At 70.9% G+C, this 13,724-nt stretch carries 12 protein-coding genes; 5 read left to right on the top strand and 7 right to left on the bottom strand.

Annotated features, from left to right (window positions below; translation table 11 throughout):
• Positions 1-357: 357 nt before the first annotated feature.
• The 3 genes from recF to dnaA all read right to left on the bottom strand — a co-directional run bounded on the left by recF (position 358) and on the right by dnaA (position 4,201).
• Positions 358-1,440 carry a DNA replication/repair protein RecF gene (gene recF, locus C6N40_RS10165; protein ID WP_106990912.1) on the bottom strand — a complete coding sequence of 361 codons (1,083 nt, stop codon included), beginning with the start codon at positions 1,438-1,440 and terminating at the stop codon, positions 358-360.
• Between the two features lie 94 nt (positions 1,441-1,534).
• Positions 1,535-2,635 (bottom strand): DNA polymerase III subunit beta, encoded by a 1,101-nt coding sequence (dnaN, locus tag C6N40_RS10160; RefSeq protein WP_106990911.1) that lies wholly within the window; start codon positions 2,633-2,635, stop codon positions 1,535-1,537.
• 240 nt (positions 2,636-2,875) lie between these two features.
• Positions 2,876-4,201 carry a chromosomal replication initiator protein DnaA gene (gene dnaA / locus C6N40_RS10155; protein WP_106990910.1) on the bottom strand — a complete coding sequence of 442 codons (1,326 nt, stop codon included), beginning with the start codon at positions 4,199-4,201 and terminating at the stop codon, positions 2,876-2,878.
• Positions 4,202-4,377: 176 nt separating this feature from the next.
• Here dnaA and rpmH point away from each other — a divergent pair, with 176 nt between their 5' ends.
• The 5 genes from rpmH to C6N40_RS10130 all read left to right on the top strand — a co-directional run bounded on the left by rpmH (position 4,378) and on the right by C6N40_RS10130 (position 9,431).
• Complete coding sequence (rpmH, locus tag C6N40_RS10150; RefSeq protein WP_026817103.1) at positions 4,378-4,518, top strand: 50S ribosomal protein L34; 141 nt, start codon at positions 4,378-4,380, stop codon at positions 4,516-4,518.
• Positions 4,519-4,557: 39 nt separating this feature from the next.
• Positions 4,558-4,995, top strand: a complete 438-nt coding sequence (gene rnpA, locus C6N40_RS10145) for a ribonuclease P protein component (protein ID WP_106990909.1) — start codon at positions 4,558-4,560, stop codon at positions 4,993-4,995.
• 52 nt (positions 4,996-5,047) lie between these two features.
• Positions 5,048-6,790 carry a membrane protein insertase YidC gene (gene yidC / locus C6N40_RS10140; protein ID WP_106990908.1) on the top strand — a complete coding sequence of 581 codons (1,743 nt, stop codon included), beginning with the start codon at positions 5,048-5,050 and terminating at the stop codon, positions 6,788-6,790.
• Between the two features lie 174 nt (positions 6,791-6,964).
• Positions 6,965-8,296 carry a tRNA uridine-5-carboxymethylaminomethyl(34) synthesis GTPase MnmE gene (mnmE, locus tag C6N40_RS10135; RefSeq protein WP_106990907.1) on the top strand — a complete coding sequence of 444 codons (1,332 nt, stop codon included), beginning with the start codon at positions 6,965-6,967 and terminating at the stop codon, positions 8,294-8,296.
• A 130-nt stretch (positions 8,297-8,426) separates the two neighbouring features.
• Positions 8,427-9,431 carry an energy transducer TonB gene (locus C6N40_RS10130; RefSeq protein WP_106990906.1) on the top strand — a complete coding sequence of 335 codons (1,005 nt, stop codon included), beginning with the start codon at positions 8,427-8,429 and terminating at the stop codon, positions 9,429-9,431.
• A gap of 63 nt (positions 9,432-9,494) precedes the next feature.
• Here the strand turns inward: C6N40_RS10130 and C6N40_RS10125 are convergent, their stop codons facing one another.
• From C6N40_RS10125 to C6N40_RS10110, 4 genes are all read right to left on the bottom strand, one after another.
• Positions 9,495-10,670 carry an ABC transporter permease gene (locus C6N40_RS10125; RefSeq protein WP_106990905.1) on the bottom strand — a complete coding sequence of 392 codons (1,176 nt, stop codon included), beginning with the start codon at positions 10,668-10,670 and terminating at the stop codon, positions 9,495-9,497.
• The gene (locus C6N40_RS10120) at positions 10,667-11,401 is read right to left on the bottom strand and encodes an ABC transporter ATP-binding protein (RefSeq protein WP_106990904.1); all 735 of its coding nucleotides are present in this window, start codon (positions 11,399-11,401) and stop codon (positions 10,667-10,669) included. The genes C6N40_RS10125 and C6N40_RS10120 overlap by 4 nt, the downstream gene beginning before the upstream one ends.
• Positions 11,398-12,849: an alpha/beta fold hydrolase gene (locus C6N40_RS10115; protein WP_162782189.1), complete on the bottom strand. Its 1,452-nt coding sequence runs from the start codon at positions 12,847-12,849 to the stop codon at positions 11,398-11,400. The genes C6N40_RS10120 and C6N40_RS10115 overlap by 4 nt, the downstream gene beginning before the upstream one ends.
• A gap of 74 nt (positions 12,850-12,923) precedes the next feature.
• Positions 12,924-13,703, bottom strand: coding sequence for an FAD-binding oxidoreductase (locus C6N40_RS10110; RefSeq protein WP_275887158.1), 780 nt, complete (start codon positions 13,701-13,703; stop codon positions 12,924-12,926).
• Between the last annotated feature and the right edge of the window lie 21 nt (positions 13,704-13,724).

Genomic DNA, 13,724 nt, shown 5'->3' with positions numbered 1-13,724 from the left:
CGGAGGCGTGTGCTCAGGGTCCACGAACGGCCCGCCTCCCCCCGGGGAATCCGGCGGTGGGGCGCGCCTATAAATAAGGTGTCGAGTATACCGCGTGGGGCCTTCACGTGGGCGCCAGCGCCACGCCGGGGCTTTGCGCTACCCGGGACCGGGTCGGGGCGATGCGGGCGCCTGCGGCCTGCCAGGGCGGGCCAGCGGAAGACGCTGCTCGCGGAACCTGCGCGGCGCCCCGGAGGCAGGCGCGCGAGCCTGCGGGTTTACGGGTGTGCGGGACGGCCGGGAAGGGCCGGGGACCGCCGGGCGAGGTGGGACGCAACCGGGCGGGGCAGGCGGGCCGACCGACGCAGGTGGCTGGCCTCAGGCGCGGACGAGGACCCCGCGTTCCACGTGGAACACGGCTGCGGGGGCCAGGCTGCCCGTCAGGATCGCCGGCGCCTCCGTGGCGGTCAGCAGGACCTGGGCGCCGGAGGACAGGACTGCTTCGAGGGCGTGGCGCAGGTGCTGCTGGTCCAGTTCCGACGCCAGGTCGTCCAGGCAGACCAGCGGCCATTCGCCGCGGTCGGCGGCAAAGGCCCGGGCCTGGGCGAGCACGCAGGCCAGGGCGGTGAGCTTTTCCTGGCCGCGCGAGAGGGCCTCGCGGCCGGGCAGGCCGGCATAGTCCACCCGCCAGTCGGCCCGGTGCGGACCGACGCTGGTGTAGCCCAGGGCCAGGTCCCGCTCCCGGGCCAGCAGCAGGGCGTCGGCCAGCGAGGTCTCGCCGCGACGCCAGCCAGGCAGGTAGGCCAGGCCTGCCGCGCCCAGCTCGGGCAGGAATTCGGCCGCCGTGGCAGCCAGGACCGGCTCAAGCCGGTCCAGATAGCCGGCACGCAGGCTGGTCAGCCGCTCACCCGACTCGGCCAGCTCCTGGTCCCAGGGCGCCAGGGCCGAGGGGGCCGGGCCACGCTTGAGCAGGGCGTTGCGCTGCTTCAGCGCCCGGGCATAGCGCCGCCAGACCGGCAGGAAGCTCGGTTCCACGTGGAACAGCGCCCAATCCAGGAAGCGCCGGCGGTGTTCGGCGCCCCCGGCGATCAGTTCATGGCTGCCGGGTTCAAAGCTGACCACGGCCAGCTCCGCACACAGCTCGGTCAGGCTGGGCGCCGGGGCACCGTCGAGCCGGGCTTCCCAGTCACCTCCGGTGTGACGCAGGCCGGCCCGGCGGATCCGGCCCTGCCCGTCGAGCCACTCGGCGTAGACCGACAGGGCCGGCTGGCCGCTGCGGACCAGGCCGTCGCGGACCCGGCCGCGGAAGGACCGGCCGTAACCCAGCAGGTGCACGGCCTCGACCAGGCTGGTCTTGCCGGCGCCGTTGCCGCCGGTCACCAGGTTCAGGCCAGGCGCCGGCTCGAAGCGCACCGAGGCCAGGCAGCGCAGGTCCTGCACGTCGAGCCGGGTCAGGCGCATGCGGCGCCTCCCGGCGGGCAGGGTGCCAGTGGGGCCCGGAAACGACACCGCCCGGCACAGGCCGGGCGGTATCGGACAACGTAAGGCTTGGCGGTCACAGGCGCAGCGGCATCACCACGTGGCGGCTGCGCTCGTGGCTGGCCTCGCGCACCAGGGCCGACGAGTTGGCGTCGCGCAGGTTCAGGATGACGGTGTCCTCGCGCAGGGCGCTCAGGGCGTCCAGCAGGTAGGTCACGTTGAAGCCGATGCTCAGGCCGTCGACGCGAGTTTCGGCCTCGATCTCTTCCTGGGCCTCTTCCTGCTCCGGGTTGTGCGCCATGATCTTCACCTGGCCAGGGCTGATCTCCAGCTTCACGCCGCGGTACTTCTCGTTCGACAGGATCGCCGCACGCTGCAGCGCGGCCCGCAGGCCCTCGCGGTCGAGCTTCACTTCCTTGTCGGCACCGATCGGAATGACCGCGTCGTAGTCCGGGAACCGGCCGTCGATGAGCTTGGAGGTGAAGGTCACGTCCTCCCGACGCATGCGCAGGTGGTTGCGGCCCACTTCCAGTTCGACCTCGCGGTCGCCGCCCTCGAGCAGGCGCTGCAGCTCGAGCACGCCCTTGCGCGGCACGATGATCTGCTTGCGGGTCTGGGCGCCGGCCGGCAGCGGGGCTTCGCACAGCGCCAGGCGATGGCCGTCGGTGGCCACGCAGCGCAGGCTGTCCTCGCGCAGGTCGAGCAGCAGGCCATTGAGGTAATAGCGAACGTCCTGCTGGGCCATGGCGAACGCCGTGCGTTCGATCAGCTCCTTGAGCGCCGCTTCCGGCACCCGGATGCGCTCGACCAGCTCCAGGTCCTCCACGGCCGGGAAGTCCTTGCCGGGCAGGGTGGCCAGGGTGAACCGGCTGCGGCCGGCCTGCACCGTCACCTTGTCGGCCGACTGGCTCAGGGTCACCTTGCTGCCGTCGGGCAGGGCCCGGACGATTTCGAAGAGCTTGCGGGCCGGGATGGTCGTTTCACCCGACTGGGCGTCGTCGACGTCGGCACGGGCCACCATCTCGACTTCCAGGTCGGTACCGGTCATCGACAGCTTGCCGTCCTCGACCGTCACCAGCAGGTTGGCCAGGACCGGCAGCGTTTGGCGCCGCTCGACGACGTTGACGACTTGCTGGAGGGGTTTGAGCAGAACTTCTCGCGTCAGGCTGAAACGCATGCGGGTCCCCAAGCTCCAAAGAGTGGATAAATCAAAAACTGGTGGCGGTGGAGTCGGCAAAAACGCCGGATAACACATACAACTCGTTGATTTATAACGTTTTTTACTACTCACCAAGCCTGTGGGCGGTGCCCGGGCCTGGCTGTGGAAACCTGTGGATAGTTTTTGGCGCTTTCCGCCGTCCCCAACTTATCCACAAGCGGCCAGAACCTTGGTTCCACGCCGCGCCGGTTCCACGTCTTACTCGCTCAATTTGCGCAGCAGCTTGTCCCAGTCCTCTCGCAACTTGCCGTCGATCTCGCGCAGTTCGCGCATGACCTTGCAGGCGTGCATCACGGTGGTGTGGTCGCGACCACCGAAGGCATCGCCGATTTCCGGCAGGCTGTGCTCGGTCAGTTCCTTGCTCAGGGCCATCGCCATCTGCCGCGGGCGCGCCAGGGAGCGCGTCCGCCGCTTCGACAGCAGGTCCGCCATGCGCAGCTGGTAGTAGTCTGCCACCGTTTTCTGGATATTGCTGATCGAAACCGCCTGCTGCTGGGCCCGCAGCAGGTCGCGCAGGGTCTCCTGGGCGAAGTCGGCGGTGATCGGCCTGGCCATGAAGTTCGAGCGGGCCGCCAGCGTGTTCAGGGCGCCCTCGAGGTCGCGGACGTTCGAGCGCATGCGCTTGGCGATCAGGTAGGCCACGTCCTCGGGCAACTTCACCGACCGCTCGGCCGCCTTGGCGGTGAGGATGGCGGCCCGCGTCTCGAAGTCCGGCGGTTCGATCGCCACGCTCAGGCCCCAGGTCAGGCGGGTCTTGAGCCGGGTCTCGAGGTTCTCCACCTCGCGCGGGTAGCGGTCGCAGGTGAGGATGATCTGCTGCTTGCCGTCGAACAGCGCATTGAAGGTGTGGAAGAACTCTTCCTGCGTGGTGTTCTTGCCGGCGAAGAACTGGATGTCGTCGATCAGCAGCGCGTCCACCTGCTGGAACTGGCGCTTGAACTGGTCCATCGACTTTTCCTGCAGCGCCTTCATCATGGCGCTGAAGAACTGCTCGGAGCGCAGGTAGAGCACCCGCATGCCCGGGTTGTTCTGCCGCATCAGGTTGCCGGCGGCATGCATCAGGTGGGTCTTGCCCAGGCCCGAGCCACCGTAGAGCAGCAGCGGGTTGTAGGCCTTGCCGGGGTTCTGGGCCACCTGCAGCGCGGCGGCGCGGCCGAGCTGGTTGCTGCGGCCTTCGACGAAGTTCTCGAACGAATAGTGCGGGTCGAGGTTGCTGGTGAAGGCCGGGCCGGAGGCGCGCGCGGCCGCCGGCGCGGCGCCGGGCGCCGCCGGGGCCGGGCTGCGCCGCAGCGAGCCCACCGCCAGCCCCACCGCCGCCGGGGCGCCGGCGAAGTGGGCCACCAGTTCGCGGATCCGGGCCAGGTAGTGCTCGCGCACCTGGTCGACCACGAACTCGTTCGGGGCGTAGAGGGTCAGGCCGTCGGCGTGGGTCTCCACCTGCAGGGGCCGCAGCCAGGTGTGTACCTCTTCGGCCGGCAGTTCGGCTTCCAGTCGTTCCAGGCAACGGGGCCAGGCAGCATCCATGTTCAAGCGAAAGTCCGGGCTGCAGCACCGCGGACGGCGCTGTGGATAAGTATTCGGGATCGTGCAGTCTAGCGCCGCGGCGCCCGGTTGGCCACGTGGATTGGCCTTGACGCCCCGGCCGGGCAACCGCTATAGTCCGCGGTCTTTTCCGCCCAAAAACCAACCGGGGTGCCACCATGGCCACCAAGCGCACGTACCAGCCCAGCAACCTCAAGCGCAAGCGCGACCACGGCTTCCGCGCCCGCATGAAGACCGCCGATGGTCGCAAGATCCTCGCCCGTCGTCGTGCCAAGGGCCGCGCCCGCCTCGCAGTCTGACGCGTCGCCGCCGGTTCGCCGGCGGCCGCCCGACGGGCCGTGAACCCGCTTCCGCCCGTCCCGCCTGCCAGCTTCCCGCCCAGCGCGCGACTGCGCGTTTCCGCCGAGTTCCAGGCGGTGTTCAAGGGAGGCCGGCGGCTTTCGAGCCCCCAGCTGAGGTTGTTCGCCCACGTCCGGGCCGAGGCCAGTGTGCCCCGGCTCGGCGTTGCCGTGTCCAAGAAAGTCGACAAACGGGCCGTCGGCCGCAACCGCATCAAGCGGATCGCCCGCGACGTTTTCCGACGCCAGCGGCACGAGCTGCCGCCCGGTGACTACGTCCTGATCGCCCAGCCCGGCGCCGCCGCGCTCGACAATGCGGCCCTGCGCGAGCAGTGGCTGCAGCTGCTCGGACGGGCCCGGTCGTTGAAGCCCACGCCCCCGGCCGGCACAATGCCCGCCTCCACGGACGCGCGCGAGCGCCCCGCCACCGACTCCTGACCGAGACCCAGGGCCGGCCCCGGCAACCCGCCGGCGCGCCCGCCGCCTGCCCATGAACCAGACCCGCACCTTCCTCCTGATCGCCTGGCTCGCCGTTGCCTTCCTGCTCTTCATGGAATGGAACAAGGGCCCGGCGCCCGCCACCCCGGCCGACGCCCCGGTGGCCGAACTGCCCGAACCCACGGACGCCCTGCCCGGCGACGCCGGCATCCCGGCCGGCGATGGCGCCGTGCCCGACGCCTCCGCGGCGCCGGCGGCCGCCTCGCTTCCGGCGGCCGCCACCGACGCGCCGGCCTCGGCTTCGGCCGCCGCGGCCAGCCCCGGCCTGCTGCGCGTGCGCACCGACGTGCTCGATCTGCGCGTGGACCTGCGCGGCGGCAACCTGGTGGGCGCCGAACTGCTGCACTACCCGGTCGACAAGGACGAGCCGGCGCGCAAGGTGCGCCTGTTCGACGCCGACGCGGCCCGCTTCTCGGTGGCCCAGACCGGCCTGGTGGCGCAGTCGGGCAGCGCGCCCAACCACGAGGCGGTGTTCCGCCCCGAGGGTGGCCGCACCGACTTCCAGCTCGCCGACGGCCAGGACGTGCTCGAAGTGCCGCTGCTGTGGACCGACCCGGCCAGCGGCCTGCAGGTGCGCAAGACCTGGGTGCTCAAGCGCGGCGCCTACGCGCTGACCCTGCGCGAGGAAGTGATCAACGACGGCGAGGCCGCCTGGCGCGGCTACGGCTACCAGCAGCTGCAGCGCATCCCGCCGGTGGCCAGCTCGCGTGGCTTCACCCTGACCAACCCCGAGGCCTACAGCTTCACCGGCGCGGCCTGGTACAGCCCGGCCGACAAGTTCGAGAAGCGCAAGTACGAGGACTTCGTCGACGACGGCCCGCTCAACAAGGACGTCACCGGCGGCTGGATCGCGCTGCTGCAGCACCACTTCCTGGTGGCCTGGGTGCCCGCCGCCACCGAGCCGCAGCGCTTCTCGCTGGCGCAGCTGGGCAACGGCCAGCCGCGTTTCCTGGTTCGTTCGGTGGGCGCGCCCTTCGAGGTCGCCCCCGGCACGCGCACGACCCGCGAGGCCACGCTGTGGGTCGGCCCCAAGCTGCAGGAGCAGATGCAGGCCGTCGCCCCGGGCATGAAGCTGACGCTGGACTACGGCATCTTCACCTTCCTCGCCCAGCCGATGTTCGACTTCGTGCTCAAGCCGCTGCACGACCACCTCACCGGCAACTGGGGCTGGGCGATCATCCTGACGGTGCTGATCATCAAGCTGCTGCTCTACCCGCTGTCGGCCAAGCAGTACCAGAGCTTCGCCAAGATGCGCGCGATCCAGCCGCGCATCGAAGCGCTCAAGGAGCGCTACGGCGACGACAAGCAGAAGTTCCAGATGGCGATGATGGAGCTGTACAAGAAGGAGAAGATCAACCCGATCGGCGGCTGCCTGCCGATCCTGGTGACGATCCCGGTCTTCATCGCGCTCTACTGGATGCTGCTCGAGTCGGTGGAGATGCGCCAGGCGCCGTGGATCGGCTGGATCGACAACCTCACCGCGCCCGACCCGTACTTCATCCTGCCGGTCATCAACCTGGCGGTGATGTACCTGACCCAGAAGATGACGCCGACGCCGGGCATGGACCCGATGCAGAAGAAGATGATGACCGCCATGCCGCTGGTGTTCGGCGTCATGATGGCCTTCTTCCCCTCGGGCCTGGTGCTTTACTGGTGCACCAACGGCATCCTCGGCCTGGCCCAGCAGTGGATCATCACCAAGCGCCACGGCACCACCCCGGCTCCGGCCAAGTAAGGTTTTCGCCACGGAATTACACGGAAAGACACGGAGGCTCACGGATAGAGCGTTCGAGAGTGGTTTCGAAGGAAGGGGCGGCCGCGCAGGCCGCCCTTTCTTTTTGCTTCTACCTGTTGATTCATCCGTGGGCCTCCGTGTCTTTCCGTGTTCATCCGTGGCTAAATCCTCTCCATGACAGAGCAGCGCGAAACGATTGCGGCGATTGCGACGGCGGCCGGGGCGGCGGGCGTGGGGATCGTGCGCTTGAGCGGGGCGGGCTGCCGGGTGATCGCGGCGACGTTGCTGGGCAAGGCGCCGACGCCGCGGCACGCGCATTACCTGCGCTTTCGCGACGGCGACGGCGAGGTGATCGACGACGGGCTGCTGCTGTATTTCCCGGCGCCGCATTCGTATACCGGCGAGGACGTGCTCGAGCTGCAGGGCCACGGCAGCCCGCTGCTGCTGCAGGCGTTGCTGGCGCGCTGCCTGGCACTGGGCGCGCGGCCGGCGCGGCCGGGCGAGTTCACCGAGCGGGCCTTCCTGGAGGGCCGGCTCGACCTGGCCCAGGCCGAAGCGGTGGCCGACCTGGTCGCCGCCGGCAGCGAGGCCGCCCTGCGCGCGGCCCGCCGCTCGCTCGAGGGCGAGTTCTCGCGGCGCGTGCACGCCGTCGTCGAGGGCCTGACCGGCCTGCGCGTGTGGATCGAAGCCGCGCTCGATTTCCCCGAGGAGGAAGTCGACTTCCTGGCCGCGCCGGAACTGCAGCGCCGACTGCACGACGTCTCGGCCGCGCTCGATCGCCTGCGCGCCGACGCCGGACGCGGCAAGCGCCTGGTCGATGGCCTGCACGTGGTCATCGCCGGGGCGCCCAACGCCGGCAAGTCCTCCCTGCTCAACGCCCTGGCCGGCGAGGAGCGCGCCATCGTCACCGAGATCGCCGGCACCACCCGCGACCTGCTGCGCGAACAGGTGCGCATCGACGGCATCGAACTGACCCTGGTCGACACTGCCGGCCTGCGCGAGGCCCCGGACCGGGTGGAGCAGGAAGGCATCCGCCGGGCCCGCGCCGAACTCGAGCGCGCCGACCTGGTGCTGGCGGTGCTCGACGACCAGGCGCCCCCGCCGGCCCTGCCGCTGCCGGCCGGCGTACCCGTGCTCTGGCTGCACAACAAGGCCGACCTGAGCGGCGCCCCGGTCCACGCCGAGCGCCGCGACGACGGCGAGCACCTGTGGATATCCGCGCGCACCGGCGCCGGCCTGGACACCCTGCGCGCCCGCCTGCGCGACGCTGCCGGCCTGGGCGAGGGCAGCGAAGGGGCCTTCAGCGCCCGCACCCGCCACCTCGAGGCCCTGGCCCGGGGCGCCCGCCATCTCGGCGCCGCCGCGGCCCAGCTGCACCAGGGTGCCGGTGAACTGGCCGCCGAAGAGCTGCGCCAGGCCCAGGATGCCCTGGGCACGATCACGGGCCGGGTGGACGCCGACGCCCTGCTGGGCCGGATCTTCGCCGACTTCTGCATCGGCAAGTAGGCGCCGCCACCCCGGCCCCGGCGGCGTGAAACCGTGCGCCAGTTGGCAGCCCGAAACGATTTCGCCTTGACAAAGCGGCCAAAGTCTTATGTGCTGAACGTCATGTTGGCTTAACGTTTCAGGGGAAAAAATGACCGCCGAACCGACCTCGTCTTCCCGCGCCCTGCGCTGGGGCATCGTCCTGGCGCTGGGCCTCGGCCTGGCCGCCTGCTCCAAGGAAGAGGCCGCCCCGGCGCCCGCCGGTGCCCCGGCGCCGGCCGCCGCGCAGCCTGCCGGCCCGTCCGCCGAAGAGGTGGCCGCGCAGGAAGCCGCCGAGGCCGCCGAGGCCGCGCTCAAGGGCCTGAGCATCGACGAACTGCGCAGCCGCGGTTCCGACGCCCTGCGCGAGCAGCGCCTGTACGCGCCGGCCGGCGACAACGCCATGGAGTACTACCTGGCGCTGCGCGAGAAGAGCGAGAAGCCGGACGCCTCGGCCGAAATGGCCCTGATCGACCTGATGCCCTACGCGATCATCGCCGCCGAACAGGCGATCGGCCGCGAGGATTTCGTCGAGGCCGATCGCCTGCGTTCCCTGATCGAGCGCTCCGACGCCCAGACCCCGGCCCTGCCGCGCATCAAGGACTCGATCGCCAAGGGTCGCGCCGGTGTCGCCGAGCGTGCCCAGCAGGAAGCCGCGCAGGCCGCGCAGCGTGAGCGCGAGGCCGAACTGGCTGCCCAGCGCGCGGCCCAGGAAGCCGCCGCCGCGGCGGCCGCAGCCACCCAGCCCGCGCCGACGCCCGCCCCGGTGGCGACGCAGCCGGCCCAGCCTGCCACCCCGGCGCCGACCGAGCCGGCCGCCACCCAGCCCGCCCAGCCGCCGGCGCCCGAGCCGACCGTGGCCCGGGCCAGCAACCCGGTGCCGGTGCGCGCCCCGCAGCCGTCCTACCCGCGCGCGGCCTACCGCAGCGGTGTCTCGGGCGAGGTGACGGTGGAGATCGCGATCGCCGCCAACGGCAGCGTCACCGACGTGCGCGTGATCCGCTCGCAGCCGCGCGGCACTTTCGACCGCGAAGTGATCAACACCGTGCGCGACTGGCAGTTCGAGCCGATGGACGGCCCGGCCACGCTCACCCGCACCTTCAGCTTCAAGCCGTAAGCGGCACGCAAGTAAAAAAAAGGCCCGGCATCGCCGGGCCTTTTTCTTGCGCGGGTGCAGGCCTCAGGCCGACACCGCCAGCTGTTCGCGGTGGTAGATGCGCACCGCCACCCACACCAGCCCGATGGCCAGGGCCAGGGTGCAACCGAAGCTGAGCGCGAAGTCGGCGAGCGAAACGGCCTCGCCCCGCGCCAGCGCCATGATCAGCACGTTCTGGCTCAGCAGCGGCGTCGCCGACATCCACGTTTCGCCCTGCATCGGCGAGACCATCAGCAGCACCGAGGGGATCATCGGCAGCAGCATCAGCAGCGACAGGTAGGTCTGCGCTTCGCGATAACTCTTGGCATAGGCCGCCACCACCGTCTGCAGCGCCGCGAACGCCAGCGCCAGCGGCACCATCAGCAGGCCCGCGCGCAGGACCAGCGCCGCGCCGAAGTCCACCTTCATGCCCAGCTGGTCGAGCGGCATGTAGCGGAAGGCGAAGGTGAAGGCCACCAGGCTCAGCATCATGCTCACCATCGCGAAACCGAAGGTGGCGCCGAGCTTGCCCAGCACGATCTCGGCGCGCGAGGCCGGATTGGCCAGCAGCGGCTCGAGCGACTGCCGCTCGCGTTCGCCGGCGGTGGTGTCGATGGCCAGGTACATGCCGCCCAGGAAGGCGCCAAGCACGAGCAGGTAGGGCAGGAAGCCGAGCAGCTGGCCGGCGCGCTGCTGCGTGCTGGCGATGTCGCGCTCGGCCACCGCCACCGGCGACAGCAGCGAAGGGTGCATGCCGCGTGCGCTCACGCGCAGCGCCGCCTGCTGGCGCGAGTAGGACTCGAGCAGCCCGGTCAGCCGCCGCACCGGCCCGCGTCCGTCCTGGTGCGAGCTGTCCTGCAGCACCTGCACCTGCGCGGTTTCGCCGGCGCGCCAGCGCGTGCCGAAGTCGGCCGGCACCACCAGCACGGCCTCGCTCTCGCGCCTGCGCAGGGCCTCCTCCGGGTCGAACGGCGCCGGCTCGACCTGCACGCCCTGGCGCTCGAGCCAGCCGACCAGGCCGGGGGCGTGTTCGGCGCCCACCACCGGGACCTTCAGCGGCTTCTCGGCGATGTCGAGCTGCCGGCTGATGACGAAGCTCATCATCATCGCGAAGAAGAGCGGCCCCAGCAGCGGGCCCATCACCAGCGCGTTGAAGACGGTCTTGCGGTCGCGCAGGTTCTCGGTGACTTCCTTCAGGAAAACGGTGATCGCGGCGCTCATGCCATCAGTCCTTCTTCGGTGCCGATCGCCTTGACGAAGGCGTCCTCGAGGTTGGCCTCGCCGGTCATCGCGCGAAGCTCGTCGGCCGTGCCCTCGGCCACTACGCGCCCGTGCGCGATGATGACGATGCGATCGCACAGCGCCGCCACCTCCTGCATGATGTGGCTGGAGAACAGCACGCAGCGGCCCTCGTCGCGCAGCTGGTGCAGGAAGCGGCGCATTGCGCGCGTGGCCATCACGTCCAGGCCGTTGGTGGGCTCGTCGAGGATCACGTTGCGCGGGTCATGCACCAGCGCGCGGGCGATCGCCGTCTTCACCCGCTGGCCCTGCGAGAAGCCCTCGGTGCGGCGGTCGATGATGTCGGCCATGTCCAGCGCCTTCACCAGCGCCTCGGTGCGCGTGGCGATGGTCGCGTCGTCCAGTCCGTGCAGGCGGCCGAAGTAGCGGATGTTCTCGCGGCTGCTCAGGCGCTTGTACAGCCCACGCGAGTCGGGCAGCACGCCCAGCCGGCGGCGCACCGCGCCCGGGTCGGCCACGGCGTCGACGCCGTCCACCAGCACCTGGCCGCGATCGGGCCGGAGCAGGGTGTAGAGCATGCGCAGCGTGGTGGTCTTGCCGGCGCCGTTGGGGCCGAGCAGGCCGGTGATCTGGCCGTCTTCGGCGCGGAAACCGACGTCGTCGACGGCGGTGACCTTGCCGAATGCCTTGTGCAGGTCGCGGACCTCGATCATGGCGTGGCTCCGTTGTGGTCGAGGAAGAAGGGCGTCGGGCCGAGCACGTCCAGGCAGCCGGCGTCGAGGCCTTCGGGGTCGAGCTTGTCGATGAACTCCGCCGCCAGGCGCGGCGTGCAGCCGCGGTTGAGCAGGATGTGGCCCTGGCCCTTGCCGACCAGGTGGGCGGCCTTGCCGAGGTCGGCCAGCACCTGTTCGGCGTAGCGTGGCGGCGTGACCGGGTCGAGCTCGCCCGAGAGCAGCAGGGTGGGGGTGTCGGTGCGCAGCGGCTCGTGGAAACCGGGCGACACCGGACCCTTGGGCCAGACCTCGCACTGGTCGAGCAGCACGCCGGTGATGGCATTGCCCAGGATCAGCGCCTCGTCCTGCTCGCGGCGGGACAGGCGCGGGGCGTCCTCGGCGCAGGTCACCGACAGCTGCATGCCGTGGTTGATCTGCGCCGAAAGCGAGTCGTAGACCAGCGCCGCCTGCGCCACCAGCGCCTCCGGCCGGCCGGAGGCCGCCTCGTGCAGCAGCAGCGGCATCAGGGCGGCGGTTTCCGGAGCGTAGGCGAACAGCCGGGCGATCGACACCACCGCGGCCTCGTCCAGGCGCAGTTCGCGCGGGGCCCAGGTGCGCGGGTCGCGCGCGGCCACCGTCTGCGGCGTGGCGCGCACGCGGTCGCGCAGGCCGTAGAGCGTGCGGTAGGGGTCGCCGAAGGCGGCGCGGCAGGCGTCGTCGCCGCTGCATCGGCCGAGGATGGCCTTGAGCGCGGCCTCGAGGTTGATGCCGTGTTCGCTGCCCAGCGCCAGGCCGGGCGGCACCACGCCATCGAGGATGATGCTGCGCACGGCCTGCGGGTACTGGCGGGCGTATTCCTGGGCCACGCGGGTGCCGTAGGAGCCGCCGTAGAGGTTCAGGGTCGGCGCACCCAGCGCCAGGCGCAGGGCCTCGATGTCCTTCACCGCCACCGAGGTGGTGTACTGCGCCACGTCGGCGTCGAGGGAGGCCAGGCAGTCGCTGGCCATCTGCCGCAGCTGGGCGCTGTCGGGCATGGCCCCGCCCTGCGGGTCGGGCAGGGCGCAGGCCAGGCGGTGCCCGTCTCCGGTGCCGCGCTGGTCGACGAAGACCACGTGGCGCTTGGCGCGGATGCGGGAAAAACCGGCGTCCACGCCCGCCCAGCTTTCGGTGGCCGATTGCCCCGGGCCGCCGGCGAAGAAGACCACCGGGTCGGGCGCCGGCTCGGCGGCGCGCGCCGGCGCCAGGCCAACCTTCAGCTTCAGCCTGCGCCCCTCGGGGCGGGTGGGGTCCTCGGGCACCTCGAGCGTGGCGCATTCGAGCCTGAGGGTGGCGCCGGTGCCTGGCTGGGCCAGCTCGCAGGGCGTGAACTCAAGCTGGCCGATGCGCCGGGCCTCGGCGCCGGGCGCGGCCAACAGGCCCGCAGCCAGCATCAGGAACAAGGGTTTCATGGTGTCTCCCATCCGGGCCAAACCGGCCCACAGGATGACAGACGCCCCGGGCGCCCGGAATGTGACCGTGCCGATTACTTGCTCGAGACGTACTTCTCGCGGCGGATGTGCGGCACCGGCAGGCCGGCGGTCTTGAGGGCCTCGAAGCAGGCGTCGACCATGTTCGGGTTGCCGCACAGGTAGGCGATGTCGCCCTCGGCCGAAGGTGCGAAGCCGGCCAGCGCGTCCTGCACGTAACCACTTCGGTCGTCGGGGCGCGGCGATGCGGGCAATTCCCGGCTGAAGCAGTTGACGTAACGGAAGCCCGGGTGTTCGGCCGCGAAGGCCAGGAAGTCGTCGTGGTAGAGCTGCTCGGCCGGCGTGCGGCAGCCGAACAGCAGCACTACTTCCACGCCGCGCTCGCGGATCAACGAGGCCAGGCGCGGCAGCATCGCGCGATAGGGCGTGACGCCGGTGCCGGTGGCCACCAGCAGGTAGCGGCGGTTGGCGTCGCCGGGCATCAGGCAGAAGCGGCCATAGGGGCCGGAAGCCTCGATCTGCTGGCCTTCGTCGAGCGCCTCGAACAGCGCGGTGGCGGCGCCGCCGGCCACGAAGCTTACGGCGATCTCCACCGCTTCGCCCGGCCCCAGCGCATGGTCGTGCATGGTGGCCAGCGAGTAGCTGCGCTTGGTCGGGGTGCCGTCCGGGTACTTGAAATGCACCTGGATGAACTGGCCGGGGATGAAATCGAGCGGCTGGCCGTCGTCCCGCGCGAAGGCGAGGTGGCGGACGCTGGGCGCCAGCATGTGGCTGCCGACCAGCCGAAGGGGAAAATGCACGATGGCCAAGCGATGGGCTCCGGGAACGGGATGCAGTGTACCGGCCGCGGTCCCGGG

Origin of the sequence: Arenimonas caeni, from assembly GCF_003024235.1 — a bacterium.
In the GTDB taxonomy this organism is placed as follows: Bacteria; Pseudomonadota; Gammaproteobacteria; order Xanthomonadales; family Xanthomonadaceae; genus Arenimonas; species Arenimonas caeni.
The sequence above is the reverse complement of the archived record's forward strand: the minus strand, read 5'-3'. Positions and strand labels throughout refer to the sequence as shown.

Excerpts from the sequence above, each read along its gene's own strand:
- C6N40_RS10130 (WP_106990906.1), top strand. The coding sequence starts at position 8,427 with ATGACCGCCGAACCGACCTCGTCTTCCCGCGCCCTGCGCTGGGGCATC.
- dnaA (WP_106990910.1), bottom strand. The coding sequence starts at position 4,201 with ATGGATGCTGCCTGGCCCCGTTGCCTGGAACGACTGGAAGCCGAACTG.
- C6N40_RS10125 (WP_106990905.1), bottom strand. The coding sequence starts at position 10,670 with ATGAGCGCCGCGATCACCGTTTTCCTGAAGGAAGTCACCGAGAACCTG.
- C6N40_RS10120 (WP_106990904.1), bottom strand. The coding sequence starts at position 11,401 with ATGATCGAGGTCCGCGACCTGCACAAGGCATTCGGCAAGGTCACCGCC.
- mnmE (WP_106990907.1), top strand. The coding sequence starts at position 6,965 with ATGACAGAGCAGCGCGAAACGATTGCGGCGATTGCGACGGCGGCCGGG.
- yidC (WP_106990908.1), top strand. The coding sequence starts at position 5,048 with ATGAACCAGACCCGCACCTTCCTCCTGATCGCCTGGCTCGCCGTTGCC.
- dnaN (WP_106990911.1), bottom strand. The coding sequence starts at position 2,635 with ATGCGTTTCAGCCTGACGCGAGAAGTTCTGCTCAAACCCCTCCAGCAA.
- rpmH (WP_026817103.1), top strand. The coding sequence starts at position 4,378 with ATGGCCACCAAGCGCACGTACCAGCCCAGCAACCTCAAGCGCAAGCGC.
- C6N40_RS10115 (WP_162782189.1), bottom strand. The coding sequence starts at position 12,849 with ATGAAACCCTTGTTCCTGATGCTGGCTGCGGGCCTGTTGGCCGCGCCC.
- recF (WP_106990912.1), bottom strand. The coding sequence starts at position 1,440 with ATGCGCCTGACCCGGCTCGACGTGCAGGACCTGCGCTGCCTGGCCTCG.